The sequence below is a fragment of the Pedobacter kyungheensis genome, from assembly GCF_000812965.1.
Lineage (GTDB): Bacteria > Bacteroidota > Bacteroidia > Sphingobacteriales > Sphingobacteriaceae > Pedobacter > Pedobacter kyungheensis.
This window is the reverse complement of the sequence record NZ_JSYN01000019.1, coordinates 78,008-102,037: the sequence shown is the minus strand read 5'-3', so window position 1 is coordinate 102,037 and position 24,030 is coordinate 78,008. Positions and strand designations below refer to the sequence as shown.

The 24,030-nt window shown below is 39.5% G+C and carries 24 protein-coding genes; 12 read left to right on the top strand and 12 right to left on the bottom strand.

All coding sequences use genetic code 11. The features are described from left to right. Positions 1-127 precede the first annotated feature (127 nt). The 5 genes from OC25_RS16300 to OC25_RS16280 all read left to right on the top strand — a co-directional run bounded on the left by OC25_RS16300 (position 128) and on the right by OC25_RS16280 (position 3,338). Positions 128-601, top strand: a complete 474-nt coding sequence (locus OC25_RS16300) for a LuxR C-terminal-related transcriptional regulator (protein ID WP_039478166.1) — start codon at positions 128-130, stop codon at positions 599-601. 114 nt (positions 602-715) lie between these two features. Next, complete coding sequence (locus OC25_RS16295; protein ID WP_039478165.1) at positions 716-1,258, top strand: DUF4199 domain-containing protein; 543 nt, start codon at positions 716-718, stop codon at positions 1,256-1,258. A gap of 103 nt (positions 1,259-1,361) precedes the next feature. After that, the gene (locus tag OC25_RS16290) at positions 1,362-1,886 is read left to right on the top strand and encodes a GNAT family N-acetyltransferase (RefSeq protein ID WP_039478163.1); all 525 of its coding nucleotides are present in this window, start codon (positions 1,362-1,364) and stop codon (positions 1,884-1,886) included. Between the two features lie 55 nt (positions 1,887-1,941). Next, positions 1,942-2,340 (top strand): META domain-containing protein, encoded by a 399-nt coding sequence (locus tag OC25_RS16285; protein ID WP_039478162.1) that lies wholly within the window; start codon positions 1,942-1,944, stop codon positions 2,338-2,340. A gap of 74 nt (positions 2,341-2,414) precedes the next feature. Then, positions 2,415-3,338 carry a YihY/virulence factor BrkB family protein gene (locus OC25_RS16280; protein WP_039478156.1) on the top strand — a complete coding sequence of 308 codons (924 nt, stop codon included), beginning with the start codon at positions 2,415-2,417 and terminating at the stop codon, positions 3,336-3,338. 41 nt (positions 3,339-3,379) lie between these two features. On the opposite strand, the gene OC25_RS26985 is transcribed toward OC25_RS16280, so the two are convergent. The 3 genes from OC25_RS26985 to OC25_RS16265 form a co-directional block, all read right to left on the bottom strand. Next, a complete protein-coding gene (locus OC25_RS26985) occupies positions 3,380-4,120 on the bottom strand; it encodes a DUF6794 domain-containing protein (protein ID WP_156131499.1) in 741 nt (246 codons plus the stop codon). Positions 4,121-4,191: 71 nt separating this feature from the next. Next, a complete protein-coding gene (locus tag OC25_RS16270; protein ID WP_039478154.1) occupies positions 4,192-4,779 on the bottom strand; it encodes a porin family protein in 588 nt (195 codons plus the stop codon). 12 nt (positions 4,780-4,791) lie between these two features. Further along, entirely contained in the window at positions 4,792-5,088 is a 297-nt protein-coding gene (locus OC25_RS16265) for a hypothetical protein (protein WP_039478153.1), read from the bottom strand. 144 nt (positions 5,089-5,232) lie between these two features. On the opposite strand from OC25_RS16265, the gene OC25_RS16260 reads away from it, so the two are divergent. Next, complete coding sequence (locus tag OC25_RS16260) at positions 5,233-6,381, top strand: tetratricopeptide repeat protein (RefSeq protein ID WP_039478151.1); 1,149 nt, start codon at positions 5,233-5,235, stop codon at positions 6,379-6,381. On the opposite strand, the gene OC25_RS16255 is transcribed toward OC25_RS16260, so the two are convergent. From OC25_RS16255 to OC25_RS16235, 5 genes are all read right to left on the bottom strand, one after another. Beyond that, on the bottom strand, positions 6,378-6,839 hold the full coding sequence (locus OC25_RS16255) for a DUF4268 domain-containing protein (RefSeq protein ID WP_039478149.1): 462 nt from the start codon (positions 6,837-6,839) through the stop codon (positions 6,378-6,380). The genes OC25_RS16260 and OC25_RS16255 overlap by 4 nt on opposite strands. Before the next feature lie 179 nt (positions 6,840-7,018). Beyond that, the gene (locus tag OC25_RS16250; RefSeq protein ID WP_082018625.1) at positions 7,019-9,667 is read right to left on the bottom strand and encodes a glycoside hydrolase family 78 protein; all 2,649 of its coding nucleotides are present in this window, start codon (positions 9,665-9,667) and stop codon (positions 7,019-7,021) included. Between the two features lie 167 nt (positions 9,668-9,834). Then, positions 9,835-10,419, bottom strand: a complete 585-nt coding sequence (locus OC25_RS16245; protein ID WP_039478148.1) for a riboflavin synthase — start codon at positions 10,417-10,419, stop codon at positions 9,835-9,837. A gap of 167 nt (positions 10,420-10,586) precedes the next feature. Continuing rightward, entirely contained in the window at positions 10,587-12,074 is a 1,488-nt protein-coding gene (accC, locus tag OC25_RS16240; RefSeq protein WP_039478146.1) for an acetyl-CoA carboxylase biotin carboxylase subunit, read from the bottom strand. 134 nt (positions 12,075-12,208) lie between these two features. After that, entirely contained in the window at positions 12,209-13,231 is a 1,023-nt protein-coding gene (locus tag OC25_RS16235; RefSeq protein ID WP_039478144.1) for a threonine aldolase family protein, read from the bottom strand. A gap of 222 nt (positions 13,232-13,453) precedes the next feature. On the opposite strand from OC25_RS16235, the gene OC25_RS16230 reads away from it, so the two are divergent. Next, on the top strand, positions 13,454-14,314 hold the full coding sequence (locus OC25_RS16230; protein WP_039478141.1) for an N-acetylglucosamine kinase: 861 nt from the start codon (positions 13,454-13,456) through the stop codon (positions 14,312-14,314). Between the two features lie 137 nt (positions 14,315-14,451). Here OC25_RS16230 and OC25_RS16225 read toward each other — a convergent pair whose 3' ends face one another. After that, complete coding sequence (locus tag OC25_RS16225; protein WP_052266252.1) at positions 14,452-15,141, bottom strand: NUDIX hydrolase; 690 nt, start codon at positions 15,139-15,141, stop codon at positions 14,452-14,454. 113 nt (positions 15,142-15,254) lie between these two features. On the opposite strand from OC25_RS16225, the gene pfkA reads away from it, so the two are divergent. The 4 genes from pfkA to OC25_RS16205 all read left to right on the top strand — a co-directional run bounded on the left by pfkA (position 15,255) and on the right by OC25_RS16205 (position 20,157). Beyond that, the gene (gene pfkA / locus OC25_RS16220; RefSeq protein WP_039478134.1) at positions 15,255-16,241 is read left to right on the top strand and encodes a 6-phosphofructokinase; all 987 of its coding nucleotides are present in this window, start codon (positions 15,255-15,257) and stop codon (positions 16,239-16,241) included. A 1-nt stretch (position 16,242) separates the two neighbouring features. After that, entirely contained in the window at positions 16,243-17,085 is an 843-nt protein-coding gene (locus tag OC25_RS16215; RefSeq protein WP_039478128.1) for a hypothetical protein, read from the top strand. Positions 17,086-17,093: 8 nt separating this feature from the next. Then, positions 17,094-18,092, top strand: coding sequence for a type I glyceraldehyde-3-phosphate dehydrogenase (gap, locus tag OC25_RS16210; RefSeq protein ID WP_039478121.1), 999 nt, complete (start codon positions 17,094-17,096; stop codon positions 18,090-18,092). 841 nt (positions 18,093-18,933) lie between these two features. Next, entirely contained in the window at positions 18,934-20,157 is a 1,224-nt protein-coding gene (locus tag OC25_RS16205) for a GAF domain-containing sensor histidine kinase (RefSeq protein ID WP_039478120.1), read from the top strand. Positions 20,158-20,306: 149 nt separating this feature from the next. Here the strand turns inward: OC25_RS16205 and OC25_RS16200 are convergent, their stop codons facing one another. Continuing rightward, a complete protein-coding gene (locus OC25_RS16200; protein WP_039478118.1) occupies positions 20,307-21,056 on the bottom strand; it encodes a DeoR/GlpR family DNA-binding transcription regulator in 750 nt (249 codons plus the stop codon). A 96-nt stretch (positions 21,057-21,152) separates the two neighbouring features. On the opposite strand from OC25_RS16200, the gene OC25_RS16195 reads away from it, so the two are divergent. Then, on the top strand, positions 21,153-21,713 hold the full coding sequence (locus OC25_RS16195) for a 5' nucleotidase, NT5C type (protein ID WP_039478112.1): 561 nt from the start codon (positions 21,153-21,155) through the stop codon (positions 21,711-21,713). A 478-nt stretch (positions 21,714-22,191) separates the two neighbouring features. On the opposite strand, the gene OC25_RS26980 is transcribed toward OC25_RS16195, so the two are convergent. Together OC25_RS26980 and OC25_RS16185 are read right to left on the bottom strand one after the other, a co-directional pair. Then, positions 22,192-22,764, bottom strand: coding sequence for a Crp/Fnr family transcriptional regulator (locus OC25_RS26980; protein WP_167335404.1), 573 nt, complete (start codon positions 22,762-22,764; stop codon positions 22,192-22,194). Positions 22,765-23,029: 265 nt separating this feature from the next. After that, positions 23,030-24,010 carry a PorP/SprF family type IX secretion system membrane protein gene (locus OC25_RS16185; protein ID WP_039478101.1) on the bottom strand — a complete coding sequence of 327 codons (981 nt, stop codon included), beginning with the start codon at positions 24,008-24,010 and terminating at the stop codon, positions 23,030-23,032. Positions 24,011-24,030: the final 20 nt, after the last annotated feature.

The window sequence follows — 24,030 nt, the reverse complement described above, 5'->3', positions numbered from 1 at the left end:
CAAAGTCACCAGAAAATTACCACTTTAACTAAAAATTAACTATTAATCGCATGGCTTCCAATACGTTTCGCCTGAACTTCCGCACTTACGGCTTAATTCCTTATTTTTGATCTGAAGAATCATTTCCATGCCAAACGCAGTTAATTTTTTAGTGAAGAATAAAAGCACCATTCTTTATGGCGTTTTCCTGGCGGCATTACTTTTTTTACTCAAATGGCTCGAACTGCGTTTCATCATCATTAACCACGCTTTCGAAATTTATGTAGGGGCAATAGCGGTACTTTTTACAGCCCTGGGCATCTGGCTGGCACTAAAATTAAGCAAACCCAAAACCATCCTGATCGAAAAAGAGATTTTTACCGAAAAGCCGTCAACTTTTGTATTAAACGAAAAAGAACTAAACAATTTAAACATCAGCAAAAGGGAACTGGAAGTTTTGCAGCTTATGTCGGAAGGGTTGAGCAATCAGGAAATTGCAACAAAATTATTTGTTTCGCTAAACACCATAAAAACACACAATGCCAGGCTTTTCGAAAAACTGGAAGTAAAGCGCCGGACACAGGCTATAGAAACCGCAAAGAGATTGAGCCTCATCCCCTAATTGCATACAACTTTAGTATTAAAAAACGGCCTGATTTCAAAATCACCCTAAAGTATGAGGAGGAAAACAAATAATCAAACCAACTTTGAGGCATAAACCCTTAAACTTAAAAAGATGAAAAAGAATGTAATTGTATTCGGATTAATTGCCGGCGTAATAGCATCCGTATTAATGGTAATTTCGATGGCCAGATGTAACAGCGATGCCAATTTTGAGCACAGCATGCTCATTGGCTATGCTTCAATGGTGCTGGCCTTCTCCTTTATTTTTGTAGGCATAAAGAACTACCGCGATAAGTATAACAATGGTTCAATTACCTTTGGTAAAGCCTTTAAAACCGGACTTTACATTAGCTTAATTGCTTCGACCATGTACGTTTTAACCTGGCTGGTTGATTATTATGTATTTATCCCCGATTTTATGGATAAGTATGTGGCCCACATGCTAAAAGAAGCGAAAGATAGTGGTGCATCGGCTGCAGAGCTGGCCAAACAAGCCAAAGAGCTGGCTTACAACCAGAAACTGTACAAAAACCCGATAATGGTGATTTTGTTTACCTACATGGAAATTTTACCTGTAGGCATTCTGGTGTCGTTAATCGCGGCGTTAATTCTAAAAAGGAAGCCGCAGCAAACATTCACTGCACAGGCAATTTAGTAACGATTATTAAACTCATTAAGCCACAGATTAACAGATTTAGGAGATCTGTGGCAACTTTAATCGAAAATATGTAGATTAACTCCACAATTTTAAACTGACAATGAAGATTTTTGCCGAAACAGAACGATTGATATTAAGAGAGTTATTACCTACCGATGCTGCTGGCATGTTCGAAATGGACAGCGACCCGGAAGTACACCTTTATCTGGGAAATAAACCTTTCAATACCATTGAAGAGAGCGAGGCCAATATCGAATTTATCCGCCGGCAATATGTAACAAATGGTATTGGCCGCTGGGCAGTGATTGAAAAGGCAAGCCAAAACTTTGTAGGCTGGGCAGGTTTGAAACTGATTACTGAGCCCATCAATAACCGTGTTAATTATCACGATTTGGGCTACAGGTTTAGCAAAAAATACTGGGGAAAGGGCTATGCTACCGAATCGGCTATGGCAGCGAGAGATTACGCTTTCAATGTCTTAAAACTATCAGAAATTATCGGCATAGCGGATGTGAATAACCTCGGTTCCATCCATGTTTTAGAAAAAACAGGACTAAAACGCATTTCGCTTTTCGATTATCAGGGGATAAAACACCACTGGATGGAAATGAAAAATCCTTTTTAAATACAATTGGTTTAGTTTTTGATGTTAAAAAGCAAATCATTAAAAACTAGAAAACATGAAAAATCTGATCTTTATTGGCCTGTTCCTTTTGCTATTTAGTGCCTGCAACGAAAAAATAGATCCCGCAAAATTTACAAATACCCAATGGGAATTAACTGAATTACCTGGATTAACGCTTCCGGCAGCTGCAAAGGCAACCCTAAATTTTGCTGATAGCTTAAAACTTAGCGGAAAATCGTTTTGCAATAGTTATGGCGGGCAGGCTGAAGTTGCCGACAATAAAATCTCGGTAAAAAATGTTTTCAGCACCAAAATGTTTTGTCAGGAAACTGATGCGGCAGAACGGGCTTATTTGCATGCATTAAACCAGGTAAACAGTGCAAAAGTAACTGATAACAAGCTTTATCTGTTAAATGGCGAAAAAACACTACTTGTTTTTACCAAAACAAATTAGAAACTTTAACGATACAAAAGGCGCCAACAAAGTATTTTTGCTAATTTCGCGCCTTTTAGTTTAACGCAGTAGCGATGCCATCGACAATAGAAGACCTGAAGTTTTTTTTCTCTACCATAAGAAAAGCATTTAATTTATTTCAGCAAAATGATCCGCTACGCTTAGCCGGCGCTACTGCTTTTTTCACCAATTTTGCTTTGCCCCCTATCCTCATTATCCTGATCAGGTTATTTGGCATGTTTACGGATAGAAGGCTGTTTGTAACCCATTTGTTTGAACGGTTGGCCAACATTTTGGATAACGACAGCATTACGCAAATCAGAACTACTTTAAGGAACATCAGAGGGATTGATCAGGCCTGGTATGTTACGCTGTTCAGCTTTATATTTTTTCTTTTCGTAGCCACTACCCTGTTCAACGTAATTAAAAACTCCTTAGAGCAAATCTGGAACATTGGCAAGAAAGATAAAAAGGGTCTTATTTATACCCTTAAGTCACGGGCCATATCGGTTATCATTATCCTGCTGGCGGGCATCTTGTTTTTTATTGGCTTACTGGCCGATAGTGTACAGGCGCTTATTGGCGCATATTTAAAAACAAATTCACCTTCTTTCGGACTGGTTTTAACTTCCATTATCAACCAGTTGGTTTTTGTAATTATTGTAACCACCTGGTTTACCATGCTGTTCAGGTTTTTAACAAATGGAAGGCCGACCTGGCGCGCAGCCATTTCGGGTGGTTTGTTAACCGGTTGTTTATTTACTGCTGGTAAATATATTTTAAGAATTTTATTACCACTGAGTAATATCAGCAATATTTACGGCTCGGCTGGTTCCATTATCGTAATTATGCTTTTTGTGTTTTATTCTTCGCTGATTTTTTATTTTGGTGCTTCGTTTATTAAAGCACTCAGCATTGGCAGGGCAACACCTATTGTACCTAAAAAAGGATCGTTTGCTTACGAACTTACCGAGGTGGAGCTGGAAAAAGGGGAATAGAAAGTGGCAAGGGATTTATAAATTATTATCAGCTCGCAGCATCAATGCGCTTCTACTCTAAGTCCTTGTAGTGAAAAATCATGTTTATCTCCAACATTAACTTTTTCCATCAGAATTGGCGTGTCAGTCCGGTTGAGTGATGTTATTTTTATTTTGAAAAATACATTTTTTACTGAATTGATATTATACTTTTTTACGAGTATGCCTTTAATTTTCAAGTCTTGTTTTGGATTAAAATCCCAATCTTCCTTAGGGCACATGTAATACACTGCATTGCGGCCTTCAATATAATCCGGAACAGGCATGTAAACAGAAATTATATCCCCAACTTTAAACTTTTCAAAGGCAGAAAGCGCCCTGTTACTAAGCCTGGTCTCGCAATCGGATATGGTTTTAGTATAATCCAAATATTCCTTTACCTGACTTTCGAGATCAATTTTTTTCCCATTTAAATCCCGGTGCAATGATGTTAAGATTATTGACGAAATATCATCTGGACGGCTGATCCCAATAGATTTAAAATAAAGAATCAAAGGAGGATTTCTATTTCCCCAAAGCCATTTATTTCTTATCCACATCCCTTTGGTAAAGTGCAATCTTAACACAGCTTCCGTCTCATCAGTCTTTTTAAAATCATCCAATTCAGCCTTCGAATTGTTTACCTTTAAATATGATATGGCTTCATTCAAATTTTTGGGTCGGGCATGCTCTTGTTGAGCATTGCACGCAATCATCACACAAATAGCCATTAACAAAAAGAAATTAGCTTTCACATTTAACATAGATTTAGGCATATACAAAAAGAGGTGTCCATTTTAACAATAAACACCTCTTTAAATCTAGATAATTTTTATTACAAAATCCTATACCCTAAGCCAACTGTAAATAAGTTTAACTTAGTGCCCGGATAACCTGCTTTGTTGATTTTAGATAAACCAAGTTCGTAACGTGCATCGAAGCTTAACTTTTTAAGGTCTAAACCTGCACCAAATTGCCAGGCAACTGCCTGATTTTTAAAATCGGCCCTGAAAACGCTTCCTGCGGCCTGACTAAAGCTTTGGTTTTCATCTAAAATTAACGAAAACATAGGTCCGGTGTTTAAACGTAAACCAACACCTGCAGCACCAAACTTGGTACCTACCAGTAAAGGCACATCTAAACTGGTAAAGGTTACTTTATTTACCTCTCCCGTATTGCTCACCAAACTTGTTTTCTTACCAGAAACATACAGCTCCGGTTGAAAGTAAATGCCTGCAGCCCCTAGCCTGGCCCATAGCCCGCCGTAAAAACCTGCGCGGTTTTCACTGTTAAAAGTGTTTTCACTATCAAATTTCGAAAAATTTGCACCAGCTTTAATGCCCAGCTGGAATGAAGGTAATACTTGTGCACTGGCGAACAGGCCAACAAGTAAGAAAGCAACGGTTAAAGATAAAAATTTCATATGCGATTAAATTTAGCTGGTGGCATTGTTTATGGCTTCCTGTTCTTTTAAGGCTTCCACATTGTTTTTATCACCAAAGTTTTGTGTTTTACCTGCAAAGTAATCTAAAATTCCCGAAATAGTATCTAAGTTATCGCCTAAATTTTGATGAATATCGGGTAAATCTTTTTCCAAACGGCTATCGCCTAATTCGATGTTATCTACTTCAATTTTACCAATTTTCTGAATAAGGGCCTGCTGAGAATTTTGTAGATCTTCCAATTCACGCACAATCTTTTCCATTAATTCAAACTTTTTTAAAGTGTTCATAGGTTCTTATTTTTAAGTTAAACTATTCCTTATAAACCCATTAAGCTTTATTTTGTTTTTATTTCAGGTTTTTCAATACCTTATTTCAAAACAAATTTGGAATTGACAAAAACAACTAATAAATTAGTTTTATAATTCCTTATTATGAAAAAGCTATTTTTAGTATTCTTATTATGCTGCCTTGTTAAGGTAACTTACAGTCAGGATGTGACTGTAGATAAAGAAAAACTTTTCGATTTATACCAAACCCAACGCTATGCTGATGCCGGCCAATACCTGAAAACGGTTTATGGCGAAAATGTGAGCGATGTTAAGGCACTTAATCAAATGGGTTACTGCTTTCTAATGGCAGGGAACAATGTGGAGGCCGAAAAATTTTACAGCAAAGCCTACACCCTGCAACCGCTAAGCCTGCCCATATTGTTTAGTTTGGGCAGCATTAATACCAGGCGGGGCAATACCGAAAAAGCCCGTTTGTACTATGGCGAAATAGTAAAAATAGACAGTAATAATTTTAATGTGTATAAGCTCCTGGCCAATCTCTATCCCCTGCCTACCGATTCGCTTAAGCTGTTGTATTTGTTAAAAGCCAATAAAATTAACCCAACAGAAGGTGATGTTGCCTCAGACCTGGCGGGTATTTACTCCCTGAAACAAGCTTACGAAAAAGCTTATGAAGTGCTCGATATTGCCAGCAAAGCAGATTCCGATAACCTGATTTTACAAAAAGAAAAATTGCCGGTAGCCAATCAGTTAAAAAAATACAATGAAGTAATTGCTGCAGGCGAAAAATTATTAAAAGATGGTGCCGATGCCGGCGTAGTAAAAGATGTAGCCAAAGCTTACTATTACACCAAAAAATACCAGAAAGCGATTGATCTATTTAAAATGCTGGAGAAAATGGTTATGCAAAACGAGGCTACTCTGTATTATACCGCATTAAGTTACCGGGCTTTAAAAAACTATCCCCAAGCAGCCATTTATACAAAAAAAACAATTGATGAGGCCATTTCACCCAATACGCCAAATTACTACTCGCTGCTTGGATTGGTATATGAAGAAAACAAGCAGTTTAGCCTGGCCAATACCGCCTACAAAAAAGGGCTGCAATTTGATGCCACTCCTGGCCTGTATTATCGGCTGGCTATACTTTACGATACGCGCTTAAAGCAAAGCAGTAATGCCTTAAAATATTACAACTTGTACTTAAAAAGCAAGCCAAATGCAACAGACGATAAGGAAGAAATTAAGTTTGCCAAAGATCGGGTAGCACAACTGAACCTGGCCGATTAAACCAGGCTTTCGAACACCGGTTTTACATTGTCCCAAAACTCGTCGAGTGCAATGATACGGGGTTTGAAAAAAGAAATGAGCTCGGGCCAGTGCTGCTGATTAAAAATGCTTACGCCAGTAATCCTCGTTGAAATCAGGCTCACGGTTTTACCAAAATCATCGGTTGCATCCTTAATCCAGTCCCACTCTTCGCCCATTTCATTGCTGAACATGGCTTTAAACTCTTCGAACTGCTCGAATATTAAATGACGTATGCCTGCATCGGGATGAGAAAGCTGAATACTAATAAAGGCTTCCTTCTTGTCTACATCCATTTTAAAGAAGATATTTTTAACGCCCGTTTTATAATTGGTCCAGTTTACCGTAGACCCGCTGGCCGAGGGAACCGGCTTCATATATTGTCCGAAACTGATCCAAAATTGTTGGCGTAACCTTACTGATTCTTCTTTGCTGTACATGTAATATTGGCTCCCGGGTCAGGAGACTGACTCTTTTAATCGAACTTTTTATATCTGCCAGGTTGAGCCTGTCGAAATGTTTTAGGTATATATTTTACTATACTCCTTCGACAGGCTCAGGATGACAAACAATATAAATGATACAGCCACCCTTTTAACCGTGCTGCAATATTAAGCGATTAATACTTACTTTCAAAATGGTAACTTCCAGAGCCAATTTCTTCTTTTTTACCTCCATTGGGTAGTATAACCGTAGCTGTTGCATTGGCCGGAACTACTACGTCTAGCTTAAAGATTCCATCAGTTAAAGTCCAGGAAGATTTTATGGTTCCGTAAACGGTTTCCAGTTCGGCTGAAGCACTGGTTAATTTACCCCCAGGTCTTGGCGCAATCAAAATCGCTTTATACCCTGGCTGCGCAACAACCGGGTTAATGCCAGCAATGTTTTTGTACATCCAATCGCCAATAGCGCCATAAGCATAGTGGTTAAAAGAATTCATATCGGCGGTTTGGAAAGAACCATCCTGCTTAATTCCATCCCAACGCTCCCAAATGGTAGTGGCACCCATTTTTACCGGGTAAAGCCACGAAGGATATTTTTCTTGCATTAACAAATCGTAAGCTACATTTTCATGCCCAAAGCGGCTTAATACATGGCAGAGGTATGGTGTACCCAGGAAACCTGTTGTAAGATGATTCCCGTAATCGCGCACATTATCTACCAAACGTTGTGCCGCCTGCGCGCGCAGGTTTTCGGGCAGCATATCAAATTGCAATGCCAATACATAGGCTGTTTGTGTATTCGAAATCAATTTGCCGCTTGGCGTCATGTTTTCTTTAATATATGCGTCCTTTATTTTGGCCAGCAAATCGCTGTATTTAGCTACGTCATCCGTTTTACCCAAAACTTTTGCTGCATTAATAAGCAACTGGGTAGAGTGCGCGTAAAATGTTTGCGCAATCATGTACTTGTCTGTCACGGCCGCACGACCATCATTATCATCGTTAGGGCGATAAAATAACCAGTCGCCAAAATGGAAACCACTGTTCCATAAATTATTTTTAGAGACTGATGAAATATAGTCGACCCATTTTTTCATGCTTCCGTATTGGTTTTCGAGCAAGCCTTTATCGGCGTAAACCACATATAAATCCCATGGAATAATGGTAGCCACATCGGCCCAACCTGCCGAACCAGCGTCGTTGTTACCCAGTACATTAGGTATTACAAAAGGTACGCTACCACTCGGCAACTGATCGGCCGCTACATCTTTTAACCATTTGGTAAAAAAGCCCGAAACATTCATGTTATAGGCGGCAGTATTGGCAAAAGCCTGCGCATCGCCTGTCCAACCCAGGCGTTCATCGCGCTGCGGACAATCAGTAGGTACATCAACGAAATTGCCTTTCTGACCCCAGCTGATGTTGTGCTGCAATTGATTTAACAAAGGGTTAGAGGTGCTAAACTTTCCGCTGGTTTGCATATCTGAGTAAACCGCAACAGCTGTTAAATCTTCCAGCTTCAATTCGCCCGGATAGCCTTCTATTTTAGCATATCTAAAACCCTGAAAAGTGAAATGTGGCTCGAAAACCTGCTCTGCATCTCCTTTTAAAATATAGTTGTTTTGCTGTTTGGCAGTACGCAGGTTGGTGGTGTAAAAATTACCGTCCTTGGTTAAAACCTCGGCATGGCTGATGGCAATTTTAGTGCCTTCAGGGCCTTTTGCTTTTAGCATTACCCAGCCTACCAGGTTCTGTCCGAAATCAACAACGGTTTCACCCAAAGGGGTTTTAAAAATCTTTAAAGCTTTAAATTCTTCGTGTTTGGTTACCTGTGGCCCGCTCATACCAACCAGTTTTTCAGGTCCGTTCTCGAGTGTGCGCACAGGCTTCCAGTCTGCCGTTTCTTTAAAACCAATATTATTCCAGCCAGCTATTTCTAATCTGGCATCGTAATTTTCGCCATCGTAAATATTTGCGGCACGAATTGGCCCGTAGTTGCTTTTCCAACTATTATCGCTAACAAAAGTTTCTTTGCTTCCATCGGTATATTCTACTTCAAGTTGTAATAACAAAGCGCGTGTATCGCCATAAAACTGCTTTTGCCAGCCAAAACCAATGCGACCTTTATACCAGCCATCCCCCAGCGATACGCCGATTACATTGGCACCTTTTTTTAGTGTTTGGCCCAGTTCGTAAGCCTGATACTGGATATGATTTTTATAGCTTGTCCAGCCTGGTGCAAAATAGGCATTGCTAATACGCTTTCCATTTAACTCGGCCTGATATAGTCCTTTTGCCGTAATGTAGGCCATTGCCGAGCGGACAGCTTTTTTCAGGTTAATTTCCTTTCTGAACATCGGACTGGCCAGGGCTGTATCTTTTCCTTCAACCGTAATCCATTTAGCACTCCAGTCCTCTGCTTTTAAACCCGTTTGAAAATACTGAACCGGCGACCAGACCGAAGTATTGCCATGGTTATCTTTTACCCTTACCTGCCAGTAATACCTGGTTTTAGATGTGAGTTGAGGGCCTTTGTAAGTAACCAATACTGATTGATCGTCACTTACATTGGCTTTCCAAATTGCTTTATCAATTTTGGCCGTAGTACCTAATCTGATTTCGTAATTATTTTGATGTGTGTTTTTAATTGCTGAAACCAGTTTCCAGCTAAAACGAGGCTGGGGGGTATCCAAATTTAAAGGATTTACCAAATGCTCTACCGTTAAATCTTTTACCGAAATTTTCTGTGCAAAGGTATGGGTAACAATTGAAAATAGTAAGGCAAGGGTACAGACTATGCCTTGCATACGCGGGATTTTGTTCATAAATGGTTAGTGTTAGGTTTTTTGTGTTTCACAGTAATAATCAGCAATTATATCCGCCCAACTATCCTGCACTGTTATGAAAAATTAAGCGTTACAACAACGCCTAAAATAAAACAAAACACTCATTAACAAGCACTTAAAACAAAATCAATACTTTGAAAATAATTTTATTTGTTCATTAAGCGGGCCACGTATTTGCCAATGATATCGAACTCCAGATTTACGGTATCGCCAACATTTACTTCCTGTAAATTGGTGTGCTCGAAAGTATAAGGGATGATAAATACCGAAAATTCATCAGCAGCAGAATTTACCACGGTTAAGCTGATGCCGTTTACACAGGCCGAGCCTTTTTCTACCGTTACATTACCAGCCGAGGCATCGTATTTAAAGCGGTATTCCCAGCTGCCATCCAATTCTTCGCGCTTAACACAAACCGCGGTTTGGTCTACATGCCCCTGCACAATGTGGCCATCCAGGCGGGCGTTCATTTGCATACAACGCTCCAAATTTACTTTACTTCCTACTTTTAGCGCATCCAGATTGGTTTTATTCAATGTTTCATCTATTGCAGTAACAGTATGTGTACCATCATTTAAAGCCACAACCGTTAAGCAGACACCATTGTGTGCTACACTTTGGTCTATTTTAAGCTCGTCGCTAATGGCCGATGAAATGGTGAAATGGATATTGGTATGATCGTTTTTGATGGCGGTAACTTCGCCTAGGGTTTCTATAATTCCTGTGAACATGGGTGTTTATTTATATCGCATCGTCTTTACATAATCGCCGTCATCTCGACTGGAGCGAAGCGAAATGGAGAGATCTATCTCGAGATAGATTTCTCGGCTGCGTTGCACTCCGCTCGAAATAACGATATGGAGGAGCTCAGCTGCCAATGACGATCACGCAAAATTATCTAATATTTCAATCTATTTTTCCTCCAGTCAGAAGTACTTTGCTTTGTAGTATCGCTAAGCTGCACATCCTTTTTTTGAAACAGCTTAGCAGCCATTACCGCAGCAATTAAAGCTTCGGTTTGGTCTTGTACCTTTAAACTTTCGGGTTTAAAATATTTAGCAACAAAATGCGTATCAAAATTTCCGGTTTTGAAAGCTTCGTGTTGCATGACAAATTTACCAAAACCTAAGGTAGTTTCTATCCCGGTAATATCATATTCTTCAATTGCCCGCACCATACGCAGCATTGCTTCTTCCCTATCCTTGCCATAAGTAATCAGTTTGGCAATCAACGGGTCGTAATAAATGGGGATTTCCATTCCCTGTTCAAAGCCATCATCAACCCTTACTCCATTTCCCTGCGGGGTAATATAGGTTTGAAGCGTACCAATATCCGGAAGAAAATTATTGGCGGGATCTTCGGCATAAACCCTAAGCTCAATAGCGTGACCACTAATTTTCAAATCGTCCTGACTAAAGCTTAATTTTTCTCCCGAAGCGATTTTAATCTGTTCTTTTACCAGATCGATTCCGGTAATCAGCTCGGTAACCGGGTGCTCTACCTGCAAACGGGTATTCATTTCGAGGAAGAAAAAATCGAGGTTTTCATCGAGAATAAATTCAACCGTTCCAGCGCCGGTGTAATTAACCGAACGGGCTACATCTACTGCACATTTGCCCATTTGCTCCCTGATTTCTGCTGTTAATACCGATGAAGGTGCTTCTTCTACCACTTTCTGGTGACGGCGCTGCACCGAGCACTCACGCTCAAAAAGGTGCACAATATTACCATGCGTATCGCCCAGCACCTGAATCTCGATATGACGAGGCGAGGTAACATAACGCTCTATGAAAACCGATCCATCGCCAAAAGCAGAGGTCGCCTCGCTAACAGCCAATTGCATTTGTTCTTCAAAATCATCTGCCTTCTCTACTATACGCATCCCCTTGCCACCACCACCGGCAGCAGCTTTAATCAAAATCGGAAAACCGACTTCAATGGCACGCTGTTTGGCTTCTTCTACATCGGTTATGGCCTCTTCAGTACCGGGTACCATGGGGATGTTATATTTTAGGGCAGCAGCCTTGGCAGACAATTTATTGCCCATGGTTTCCATTGCTTGTGGCGAAGGGCCAACCAAAATTAAACCAGCATCAGCTACCAATTGGGCAAAAGCGGCATTTTCAGATAAAAAACCATAACCAGGATGGATAGCTTCGGCACCGGTTAATTTACAGGCATCGATAATTTTTTCTCCTACCAAATAGCTCTGGTTAGAAGGTGCTGGTCCAATGCATACTGCCTCATCGGCATAACGAACATGCAAAGCATTGCGATCAGCCTCCGAGAAAACAGCAACGGTTTTAATGCCCATTTCTTTTGCCGAGCGCATAATACGTAAAGCAATCTCTCCACGGTTAGCAATTAAGAGTTTGGAGATTGGCATTATGGATTTAGAGTTATTATACATTTTTGGCTAGACTTTATGGATATGCAGATGATATTTGAACCGCCTGACTATTGACCATGAACTATAAAACTATTGACATCGGACTCCCGTCTCCGGACCTCCGACTATCCTTACAAATGTAATATTATTTCAATAGCCTGATCAATCATCGTAGAAATAAGATCTAAATGCGTAACTAAACGGATGGTACTATCACTCGTAGTATTACAATGAAGACCTTTTTCTTTAAACTGGTGGACAATTTTTTCTGCAGTGCCTTTTTCTACTTCAAAAACCACAATATTGGTTTCTACAGGCATAATCGATTTTACATAAGAAGTGCGCGCCAGGGCTATAGCCAAAGCTTTAGCATGGGCGTGATCTTCTTTTAGCCTGGTTACATGATGATCTAAAGCATAAATACCTGCTGCAGCCAAAAAACCTGCCTGGCGCATCCCACCACCAAATGCCTTTCTTATTTTACGCGCTTTATTGATCATTTGTTTGGTGCCTAGCAGCACAGATCCAACAGGAGCACCTAAACCTTTTGAGAGACACACCGAAATGCCATCGAAATATTTACCGTACTCACTGGCATGATTGCCCGTTGCCGCTAAAGCATTAAAAATGCGGGCACCATCTAAATGCAGTTTCAGTCCTTTTATGTTGCACAAATGGTGGATGGGTGCAATTTGCGACAAGGTATAACAGCTGCCACCGCCTTTGTTTACCGTATTTTCTAAAACAACCAAACTCGAATTGGGGTAATGAATATTGTCATCGTTAATTTCAGGTTCGATAAGCTCTGGAGTTAAAATGCCACGCTCGCCATGCAGCAACCTTACCGATGCGCCGGAGTGAAAAGCAATACCACCAATTTCGTAGCGATAAACATGTGCAGTCTGATCGCAGATTACCTCATCCATAGGTTGGGTAAAACACTTGATGGCAATCTGGTTGGTCATCGTTCCGGATGGACAAAATAATCCGGCTTCCATGTTAAAAGTTGAAGCCAGTTTGGTCTCCAGTGCATGCACCGTTTCGTCTTCTCCAAAAACATCATCTCCCACCTTCGCAGTCATCATGGCTTCCAACATTCCGGCTGTTGGTTTGGTTACGGTATCACTCCTGAAATCTAAAAATCTGTTGTTCATTTCGCTATTCGATTGTAAAAAAATTCGTGATGTTCAAAAAAAAGACCAATGCCTTTTCTGGTATAATTTTAAGGTTTTTCGGCCATTAAGCGTCTTATATAGTGTATTTTTTACACACTTAATTTTCAGCAACAACAAATTGTTAAAAAATTATTAAAAAAAAGGATACAAAATATAAGACTTTTTATACTTTTATCGTGCTAAAACCAAAAATAAATAAAAATGATAGTAATTGCAGACGGCGGATCGACCAAAACAAATTGGTGTCTGATTAACGAGGCCGGCAGAAAAATTTACTTTAACACTGAAGGTTACAATCCATATTTTTCCAAAGAAGAGTACATTGTAAAGTCTTTAAATGAGACTCTTCCAGACCACTTGGAAAGAGAAAAACTAACAGCGGTTTATTACTACGGTGCCGGCTGTTCTACACCAGCAAATGTAAAAATCGTGGCCGATGCCATGAAACAGGTTTTCACCAATGCGAGCGTTTTTGTAGGTCATGATTTACTTGCCTCTTGCAGGGCACTTCTTGGAAACGAGCCGGGATTTGCTGCTATTTTAGGTACAGGTACCAACTCATGCCTGTATGATGGAAGCGAAATTACCATGAACATCGATTCTTTAGGTTATTTCTTAGGTGATGAAGGTAGCGGTTCGTACATTGGTAAACGTATTTTAAGCGATTACATGAAAGGTTACATGCCAAAAGGCTTACGTGAAGCTTTTTACGATAATTACGCATTAACCAACGAAGATATTTTTGATAACATTTACAACAAGCCATTGCCAAACCGTTTTTGCGCAAGCTTTAGTAAATTCTTATACGATTTTAAAGATAACTACGAAGATTATGCTTTCAGCACAATCGATTATGCATTTACCGCATTTTTCGAAGCTTTGGTTATCCACTATCCAAACTACAAAGACCACAAATTAAACTGCGTAGGTTCTGTAGGCTATAGTTTCCGCGATATTTTAAGTATTGTTGCCGATCGTTACGAAATGGGCGTGGGTAAAATTATCCGCTCACCTATAGATGATTTGGTACACTACCACCTGGAGTTAGCGCCTAAGGCTTAGTTTTGCATTGGCAGTTTTCAGTTCGGAGTTAACAATACTGAAACCAGAAAAAACAAAAAACCCGGATTTGAAATTCAAATCCGGGTTTTCTTTTATAAGTATTTCAAGCTTTAGGCTTTTAGCTTTGGTCTTTCAGCTTAAAACGAAATCTCCTTACCAAAAAGCTTGGCATATTTTCTTTTATCGAAACGGTATAATGTAGCTGCGCGGTACGATACGCCTTTTTGTTTCTCATCCAATTCTTTCAGCACACCGAAACTTACAATCTTCTTCCTGAAATTCCGTTTATCTAATTTTTTGCCCAATACCAGTTCGTACACATGCTGTAACTGGGTAAGGGTAAATTTTTCGGGCAAAAGTTCAAAAGCAATCGGCTGGTGTTTAATCCGGCGTTTTATTTTTTCTAAACCTTTATCGTATATCTTTTGATGATCGAAAGCCAGTTTTGGCAAATCGGTAATCGGCAACCAGTTGGCACGTTTGGCGTAGGTACTGATCGGGCGTAATTCTTTATCACCTCCCAAACGGATCAATGCATAATAAGCCAGGGTAATTACCCTACCCTGCGGGTGCCTGTATGGATCGCCAAAAGCATAATATTGCTCCATATATATGCCGCGCAAACCCGTAAGTTCGTATAAAATCCGAGAGGCAGACTGATCTAAACTCTCGTCTGGACCAACAATATTACCGGGCAGGGCCCACCAGTCTTTAAACGGTTCTTCATTCCTTTCAATTAGCAGGATTTTTAATTCCTTACCATCAAATCCAAACAAAACGCAATCTATCGAGAATACAGAATCTAAGTGAGGTAAAATTTGTTCCAAAGTAAAAATTAATTATTTTAAGCAGATAAAGGTATGACTTTCAATATTAAGTAAAAAAAATAAAAAAAATTACTTAGTGTAAAAATTACACACTATATTCGTATAATATAATGATGAAGCCAAATATTAAAAATATAGCTGTATTAACTTCTGGTGGTGATGCCCCCGGAATGAATGCTGCGATCAGAGCTGTTGTTCGTACCGGTATTTACCATGGCATTAACATGTATGGTGTAATGCAAGGATACCAGGGTTTAATTAACGACAACATAAAACCAATGGATGCCCGTTCGGTAAGTAATATACTACACCTGGGCGGCACCATATTAAAAACTGCCCGCTGTTTAGAGTTTAAAACAGACGAAGGTCAGCAGATTGCCTACAACAATTTAAAGAAAAATGATATCGATGCCTTAGTTGTGATTGGCGGAGATGGAACCTTCACTGGTGCCAAACGTTTTTCTGAAAATTTTGGCGTAAAGGTAATCGGTATACCGGGCACAATTGATAACGACCTTGTAGGATCGGATTTTACCCTGGGTTACGATACGGCAATTAATACTGTAATTGAAGCCATTGATAAAATCAGGGATACCGCCGATGCGCACGACCGTTTATTCTTTATTGAAGTAATGGGCCGCGATTCGGGCTGTATTGCCTTAAGAAGTTCGATTGCCAGTGGTGCTGAAGCTGTTTTATTACCAGAAAAAGAAACCAGTGTAACTGATCTGATTGATAAACTTGCTCTGGGTGCAGCAACTAAAAAATCATCGAGCATTGTAATTGTTGCCGAAGGGCATAAACAAGGCGGTGCTTACGATATTGCAAAGAAAGTAAAAGAAACTTTTGATCACTACGATACCAAAGTTACCATCCTTGGTCACCTGCAACGCGGCGGTAGTCCGAGCAGTTATGATCGTATTTTGGGCAGCAGGTTAGGTTTTGCCGCAGTAAATGCGTTAATTGCGGGAGAAACTGAACAAATGGTAGGACTAAAAGGAAACGAAATTAAATTAACCAGCATTAAGGAAGCTTTAACGGCACATTCCTTCAAACTCGAACCCGATTTATTGGAAATGACCGAAGTACTTTCTATATAATATGATAGCGGTTGTTTACAGTGGATCGAAAACGGCATTTTGGAAAATTACCCAAAATGGACAAGTGGTGGCACATTGCAATACTACAGGATTGAACCCCTGCTTTGTTGATCCGAAAACGATTTTACAGATCCTCAATAAAAAGGTAGTGCTGGTTAACAATGCAGAAAACATAAAGAAAATTTATTTTTTTGCAGCAGGTGCATCATCGGCAGACAGGAAAGAAGAACTGGCTAAAACCCTTTCTTCCTTTTTTAAGTACAGCAAGGTTGTAGTTGAAAACGACATGTTCGGCGCAGCCAAAGCAGCCTGCTATAACAAGCCGGGTATTGTAGGCATGTTGGGTAGTGGTGCACACTGTGCCTACTTTGATGGAAAAAAGCCCCTCAACAATAACTTTGGATTGGGTTATATACTAGGTGACGAAGGTTCTTCAAATTACTTTGGGAAAATGATACTCAGAGAGTTTTTAAGCCATAAACTGCCTAAAGATATCGAAACCAAATTCTTGTTAACACACAATCTGGACCGCCCTCAAATTTTAGAACGCATTTACAATAAGCCCCAGGCGAATATTTTCTTAACTTCGTTTTTCGATTTCGTAACGCAAAACAGCAAGCACGAATACATCCGTAAGCTGATTGATGAAGGGTTTGTAAAATATATAGAAACCTATATTTTACCGACAGTAGAAAAATATCCGAACAAGGAACTGCATATTGTAGGCAAAGTAGCTGCTGAGCTCGAAGACCGCTTAAGGCTGGTAGCCGGCAAATACAACCTTGAAATTAAAAGCATTATAAAAGAACCAATACAAAATTTATTAAAACATTACATTAATTAACAAAAACAATGAGCAAAATTGGAATAAACGGCTTTGGCCGTATTGGCCGACTGGTTTTCAGAGCCGCATTAAAAAGAGGATTAGATATTGTAGCCATTAACGACTTAATTGATCCGGATTACATGGCTTACATGTTAAAATATGATACAACACACGGTAAATTTGATGGTACAATTGAAGTTGTTGGCGGAAATCTTGTAGTAAACGGTAAAACTATCCGTGTTACTTCAGAAAGAAACCCTGCTGATTTAAAATGGGATGCTGTAGGTGTTGAAGTGGTAATCGAATCAACTGGTTTATTCTTAACCCGCGTTGATGCTGAGAAACACATCGCTGCAGGTGCTAAAAAAGTAGTTTTCTCTGCTCCGGCTAAAGATAGCGACATCCCTACTTACGTAATGGGTGTTAACCACGATAAATTAACTGCAGACCAGACTATCGTTTCTAACGCATCATGTACTACTAACTGTTTAGCACCAATTGCTAAAGTATTAAACGATAACTTCGGTATTGTTGAAGGTTTAATGAGCACAATCCACGCGGTAACTGCAACGCAAAAAACTGTTGATAGCCCATCAGCTAAAGACTGGAGAGGTGGACGTGGTGGTTTCTCTAACATCATCCCTTCATCAACCGGTGCTGCTAAAGCAGTAGGTATGGTACTTCCTGAATTAAAAGGAAAATTAACAGGTATGTCTTTCCGCGTTCCTGTTGCTGACGTTTCTGTTGTAGACTTAACTGCACGTTTAGAAAAACCAGCTACTTACGAGCAAATTAAAGCTGCAATGAAAGCTGCTTCAGAAGGCGATTTAAAAGGCGTACTAGGTTATACTGAGGATGAAGTTGTTTCTTCAGACTTTATTGGTGATGACCACGCTTCTATTTTCGACGCAAAAGCTGGTATCTCTTTGAACGATAATTTCGTAAAAGTGGTATCTTGGTACGATAACGAGTGGGGATATTCTTCAGCATTAGCTAAATTCGTAGAATACTACGCTAGTTTATAATAAAAAGAAGCGCTAAGCGCAGCATTATATTAAAAAAAGGCAGCATTATTAATTTAATGCTGCCTTTTTATTTTAAACAGCATTTTCACCTATAAATTCTATTTCAAAACCAAGCTAAAAAAGCAATTTATTTAATTTAAAAATCAGAAATCGACCTTACACACCAAATAAAACTAAGAATAAGCCCGAAATTCCAATAAAACACAACATTAACTAAAGTTTAAACAAACGTTTGACTAAAATCGCGTTATAAATTGACAATATTTAACAATTAGTTAACACTTTTTTGCCTTATCTTTGTGGTACGATCATTTTAAATCCTAAAAGCTTACAGAAAAGGAATAGGAAATAAAAAATGACAAAAAAAATACTTAAAATTTTCTTAGTGTATTTTTTACACTATCAAATTTTTTCCTATATTTGTATCATAATAAACGGAACGATGTTTGTTATCAATAGAAAAAGATAAATCACTTTCTGGATAAACCCAGGTTTAGAAAGAAGGTTAAAGACAAAGCCTGGCTCATAACAGGTTTATATTTGGTTAGAAAAAAGAGATACGTCTGGATGGAGTATCTCTTTTCTTTTATACGGGGTTTTATTTTCGAAGATAATTACCCTAAACTGCGAACAACGCAAGCTCACCATACATTTACACACATAGGCCAAATTTGTACACTGCTCAATATCACTGCCACTCCAACTGTAAAACCTTCACACCTGGATTAACAATTCCGACACATTCCCCATCGGGCTAAGCTAAATTTGGCAAACAAAACTTCTTTGTTTTATATTTGTTAGAGACCTTAGCTATAGTAAATTTTTAAAACAGTACCCGTGCATGAGTAAGTTTAGCAAACCCTCAAATACTACATCTTATTACGAATCTCAGCGCCTTAATAAGCTCAGGCGTTATGATATTATTGACACCCCACCTGAACTTCTTTTCGATCTGATTGCAGAAATTGCAAAGATCACTTTTAAAGCAGCGGGATCATTTGTTTCGTTTATTGATGACAAACAGGTTTATTTTAAAGCCAATACCAGCCCTATACAGATTACTGTTATTAAAAAAGAAGACAGCTTATGTACCATCGCCTCACAATCGGCAGAAATTACCCTGATCGAAGATACTGAAACTTCTGTTGAGGCTAAAAATTGCCCCTACGTTGAAATGGATAACGGAATCAGGTTTTATGCTGCTGCACCCATTACCACGATGGAAGGTTTTGTAATCGGAGCTGTAAGTGTAATGGACGATAAACCCCGCTACGATATTGAAGAAGAGCAGTTAACCATACTGAAATGGCTGGCGCGCATTACGCTCGAAAAACTCGAATCGCGCCTCATTAACCGTGTATCGGTACGCGCTTACGATGACCGCCTGCATCGCCTTGCCCACGACATGAAAAACCCCGCAACCTCACTGGTTGCTTACGGACAACTTTTAGGCAAAGGCTTGCTTAGCCAGGAAAAACTTATATCACTAGGTAACAAAATTGAACAAACGGGCCGGAACATCGAACAAACGATGAATAACCTGCTAAACGAAGCCAAAAATGAGAATGCCTCAATTGATCTGAAATTCGAAACCGTTAAAGTAACCGATTTGCTCAATACCGTTGCCGCAACTTTCGATTTTGCCTTAAAACAAAAACAACAAACCCTTAAAATAAATTGCCAAACGGGTGGCTATATCCAGGTAGACCAGGAACGGATTACCGATGCTTTAACCAACCTGTTAAGCAATGCCATTAAGTACTCACACATTGGGGCAGAAATAACCGTAAATTGCAGTGATCAAATAAACGATATTGTTTTTGAATTTAAAGACAATGGCGTAGGCATGACGGCAGAAGACATCACCAGGCTTTTTACCAAGTTTGCCAGACTATCATCTGTGCCAACTGCAAAGGAGCGCTCGAACGGAATTGGCCTTTATATTGTTAAAACACTGGTACAGCTGCATGGCGGTAAGGTTTGGGCTACCAGCGCCGGCAAAGACTTGGGCAGTTCGTTTTTTATTTCATTACCCAAACGGGAAAGCCTGCCGGTAACAGATTAGCGTAGCTGATCATCCTGCTGAACTTCCGCCCAGATGGTCGGACAGGTGTTTCTGCATCTCCCTTAAGAACTATTAAATCGGTCTTAATACGGGGAAGACCCTGAAATGAATTCAGGGTGACGATTGGTTGTTTAGAAAGAGATTATTAATTAAACTACTTCAATCCCCAAATGCCTGTAAGCATCCAATGCCGCATTATCCGGCTCGGTTTCGGTTATAATTACATCCACATCAGTAACAGGGCACACATAATAAGGCTCTACGGTATTAATTTTTTCTAAAGCAGAAAGTGCAATGGTTTTCTGTGCCTGACTAATCATCGTATTGTTCAGCTGTGCATCTTCGTAAATCATAGAAGTAATGCCCATGCTATGGTGCAAACTGCAAATTCCAAGCATACAAATATCTGCGCGTACTTTTCTAAAAGTATCGACCGTTTCCTGCCCCATGGTAGTAAATGCAGTTTTATGCAGTTTTCCCCCGGCAAATATAACTTCTGCACTCGGGTGATCTTCTAAAATATTGGCTACCGGAAAGCTATTGGTAATGATGGTAATTTTTAAATCTTTTGGCAATGCTGCAGCGAGTGCCACAACCGAGGTTCCGCCATCAAAAAACACCACCTGGCCGTCTTTTAAAAACTGCAAAGCCTTGGCGGCGATAGCCTGTTTATGCTGCTGGTTATATTTCTCCCTTTCGCGGTAATGCTGTGGACTTGGCGAGCGCACAATAGCCCCTCCCCTAACTGCCCTGAGTAGTCCTTGCGTATCGAGCTCTTTAATGTCGCGCCGCACCGTATCTTCTGATACATTGAGCAAACTACTCAATTGGTCAAGGCGTACTTTATTGTCTTTCTCAAGCGTATCGATAATAACCTGCAGGCGTTCTTCTTTTACCATATTATTGCAATATACTGCAAATATAACATTTTAAATGAAAACAAATTTGCAATATATTGCAATATTAAATATTTTTGTTGCAAAATATAGCAAATCATGAAAAGAACAATAGGCATTGATATGGATGGCGTACTCGCGGATATAGAAGACCACATATTACAATCGTATGCTGCTGAAACCGGCATTGTACTTAGCCGCGATGAAATTAAAGGCAAATCGGAAGAAGAACTTTTTCCAGACCGCGAAATGGTGATGAAAATCTGCAATAAAGCAGGCTTTTTCAGAAACTTACCCCTGATGGAAGGTGCTGTTGAAACCGTAAAGAAACTAATGGAAGATTATGAAATTTACATTGTTTCGGCTGCAATGGAATTCCCCTTATCGTTATTTGAAAAACGCGAATGGCTGGCAGAACACTTCCCTTTTATTGGCTGGAGAAATATTATTTTTTGTGGCGACAAAAGCATTATCGATACCGATTATTTAATTGACGATCATTGCAAAAACCTCGATTTCTGCAAAGGAAAACCTTTAATGTTTACTGCATTTCACAACGTGGAAAAAGATCATCATCAAAGGGTAAACCATTGGAATGAAGTACCTGATCTCTTAAAAAGATTGGAAGAGGAGCAACTGGAAAACCTGGCCATAGCATAACGTCCGTACTGAACAAAAAAAGGATGCAACCATTGGTTACATCCCCTATCTAAATTAACGCTCTCAACTTATGAAGTTGATATAAGGCTCTCACCCCTTATGCCTACAATATTACGGCAGAAAGATTAAGATTTCATGAAGAAATACTTTTTTCTTTGATAATTCTCAAAAGAAATGAGATGTGCCTCAGCTGCTTTAACCGGCTATGCAATTTTGTGCAAGATTTGATATGTGATGTTTTTTTTTTAAAGAGGCAAAAAATAAGCCTCCCTTGTAAGAGAGGCTTATGAGTGTAATCTAAATCGTCCCGTTGATTTAATTTTTACTTACCCAAATATAGCCACTATTTATGCACGTGCAACCCGAAATACGATCTTGTACAGCAACTTGTAAAATGTGTATAATGCTATGTAAACATAATGTCTCAAAGCTGATCAACATGTACAATACCTTATTGTAAATGACCAGAAACAGCAGGTTAAACCAATTCCTTAATCAGTTTGCTGCGTATACGGCTCAGTGTTTCTAAACGCATACCCAGGTAACTGGCTACACAACGCAAGGGAACCCTGTTGATTTCGAAAGAATTTAGTTCGAGAAATTTCTCGTAACGCCTTTCGGCCGAGGGAATGCGTGCCAATATTGCACGTTCTGCTGCAGCATAATATTGTAACGCCAGAATTTTCCGGCCAATAATATTGGTTTCCATATGGCTTTCGTAAAGTTTATTGATGAAAGCATTTGACATGGCCACTACTTCTGTTTTTTCTAAGGCCTGCAGGTATTCGATAGAAGGTTGCTGAATATCTTCAGGATGCTGAATGGCACCGATAAATTCGTTACCCAGGCTCACCCAGGTCGTAATTTCTTTACCCTCGTCTTTTACAAATCCCCTTACAAGTCCGGAGGCTATAAAAAACACATAATCATTATTATCAATTGGCGACAGGATATATTTATTCTTTTTAATCAAAATTGGCGCTGCATGTTTCTTTACCTCCTGAATAAAACCAGCTGTTACAGGATTTAAATTGCTGAGATAATTTAACATGGTGTTTACCAAAAAAACTTTACGTGTTTCGAGCATACGATAACTGGGATAGACTTTAGACCTTTAATTATAGCGAATAAAACTAAACGACAAAAATAAAGTACATTGGAGCGTCTGATTTGCTGATTAAAGTCAACAACTAAGCTTCAATTTTACTTTCGGGGCACAATTCAGGCTGTTTAAAGCAACATACGGATCATTATTATTACCCTCCCTTGTTTTGACTATTTCTGTTTATTAAACAACTTTTTCTCCATTCATATGATTAAAAATAACATTTTGGCCTCCTGCTTTTTTTGGTAACTAAATAATATCCTACTGAAATTTCGTGCGATCCGTAATCGTAATTACCGAGTTTATTCAGGCTATAATCATAGCCATAACCTATACGTAAATTCTGACGTACAAAAAGCTCTGAAATTAAACCGATGGCTGCGCGATCTCTGGTGTTGCTTTCCAGATTCTGCTTGGGATATAATTTTATTGAAGTACGATAAACAGCCCCCAGCCAAAATCGCTCTTTTACTAAAAGAAATGCATTTAAATCTAAAGATGTTGGCCCATGCAGGTCGTCTTTAATCAAAAATGTTGGTTTAAAAACAAAATCATCGGTAAGCGGCAGCGCAAGGCCTGAGCTTAAATAGAAATGCGGCTGCACTTTTACATTCAGCATACTGTAATCAGAAAATACGGACAAGGTTTTCGACAAGAGGTTGTTTGCAGCAAAGCCTATAAAAAATTTTTCGTTAGAATAATGGATACCCGCACGGATATCGGGCATTATCTGACTTACATTCCCGGTTGGGATGCGGTTATCGCCCTGCTCAATCGGATCAAGCAAGCTGCCGTTTAACCCCAGCTGCATTACGCCCACCCCCAGGCCAAATGCGAGTACATTGGTTTCGGTACGATCTAACTTAATTCGATAGGCAAAATTTGCCGAAATGTTTAAAGCACTTTGCGCACCTATTTTATCTTTTGTAATGATGCCACCAATCCCCAGGCTTTCATCATTGATAGCTTCATCGGCAGAAACTGATAAGCTCTGTGGAGCCCCCTTTACACCTGTCCACTGTGCGCGGGCAAATGCCTGCAAATAAAGCTCTTCTTTGTATCCTGTATAAGCTGGATTAATATACATCCCGTTAAAAACATATTGCCCATACTGCGCATCCTGCTGGCTATACGTACGTAACGATGCCAAACAGATTACTAAAACAATGCTGATCTTTTTTAACCTTATCATATCGCTTTATGGTTTTCCAT

Bases quoted from the DNA above. Each gene is read 5' to 3' on its own strand.
- OC25_RS16255 (WP_039478149.1), bottom strand. From the start codon at position 6,839: ATGTACAGCAAAGAAGAATCAGTAAGGTTACGCCAACAATTTTGGATC.
- accC (WP_039478146.1), bottom strand. From the start codon at position 12,074: ATGCCAATCTCCAAACTCTTAATTGCTAACCGTGGAGAGATTGCTTTA.
- OC25_RS16235 (WP_039478144.1), bottom strand. From the start codon at position 13,231: ATGAACAACAGATTTTTAGATTTCAGGAGTGATACCGTAACCAAACCA.
- OC25_RS16230 (WP_039478141.1), top strand. From the start codon at position 13,454: ATGATAGTAATTGCAGACGGCGGATCGACCAAAACAAATTGGTGTCTG.
- OC25_RS16245 (WP_039478148.1), bottom strand. From the start codon at position 10,419: ATGTTCACAGGAATTATAGAAACCCTAGGCGAAGTTACCGCCATCAAA.
- OC25_RS16205 (WP_039478120.1), top strand. From the start codon at position 18,934: ATGAGTAAGTTTAGCAAACCCTCAAATACTACATCTTATTACGAATCT.
- OC25_RS16265 (WP_039478153.1), bottom strand. From the start codon at position 5,088: ATGAACACTTTAAAAAAGTTTGAATTAATGGAAAAGATTGTGCGTGAA.
- OC25_RS16185 (WP_039478101.1), bottom strand. From the start codon at position 24,010: ATGATAAGGTTAAAAAAGATCAGCATTGTTTTAGTAATCTGTTTGGCA.
- OC25_RS16280 (WP_039478156.1), top strand. From the start codon at position 2,415: ATGCCATCGACAATAGAAGACCTGAAGTTTTTTTTCTCTACCATAAGA.
- OC25_RS16300 (WP_039478166.1), top strand. From the start codon at position 128: ATGCCAAACGCAGTTAATTTTTTAGTGAAGAATAAAAGCACCATTCTT.
- OC25_RS16260 (WP_039478151.1), top strand. From the start codon at position 5,233: ATGAAAAAGCTATTTTTAGTATTCTTATTATGCTGCCTTGTTAAGGTA.
- pfkA (WP_039478134.1), top strand. From the start codon at position 15,255: ATGAAGCCAAATATTAAAAATATAGCTGTATTAACTTCTGGTGGTGAT.
- OC25_RS16215 (WP_039478128.1), top strand. From the start codon at position 16,243: ATGATAGCGGTTGTTTACAGTGGATCGAAAACGGCATTTTGGAAAATT.
- OC25_RS16200 (WP_039478118.1), bottom strand. From the start codon at position 21,056: ATGGTAAAAGAAGAACGCCTGCAGGTTATTATCGATACGCTTGAGAAA.
- OC25_RS16250 (WP_082018625.1), bottom strand. From the start codon at position 9,667: ATGAACAAAATCCCGCGTATGCAAGGCATAGTCTGTACCCTTGCCTTA.
- gap (WP_039478121.1), top strand. From the start codon at position 17,094: ATGAGCAAAATTGGAATAAACGGCTTTGGCCGTATTGGCCGACTGGTT.
- OC25_RS16285 (WP_039478162.1), top strand. From the start codon at position 1,942: ATGAAAAATCTGATCTTTATTGGCCTGTTCCTTTTGCTATTTAGTGCC.
- OC25_RS26980 (WP_167335404.1), bottom strand. From the start codon at position 22,764: ATGTTAAATTATCTCAGCAATTTAAATCCTGTAACAGCTGGTTTTATT.
- OC25_RS16195 (WP_039478112.1), top strand. From the start codon at position 21,153: ATGAAAAGAACAATAGGCATTGATATGGATGGCGTACTCGCGGATATA.
- OC25_RS16290 (WP_039478163.1), top strand. From the start codon at position 1,362: ATGAAGATTTTTGCCGAAACAGAACGATTGATATTAAGAGAGTTATTA.
- OC25_RS16295 (WP_039478165.1), top strand. From the start codon at position 716: ATGAAAAAGAATGTAATTGTATTCGGATTAATTGCCGGCGTAATAGCA.
- OC25_RS26985 (WP_156131499.1), bottom strand. From the start codon at position 4,120: ATGTTAAATGTGAAAGCTAATTTCTTTTTGTTAATGGCTATTTGTGTG.
- OC25_RS16270 (WP_039478154.1), bottom strand. From the start codon at position 4,779: ATGAAATTTTTATCTTTAACCGTTGCTTTCTTACTTGTTGGCCTGTTC.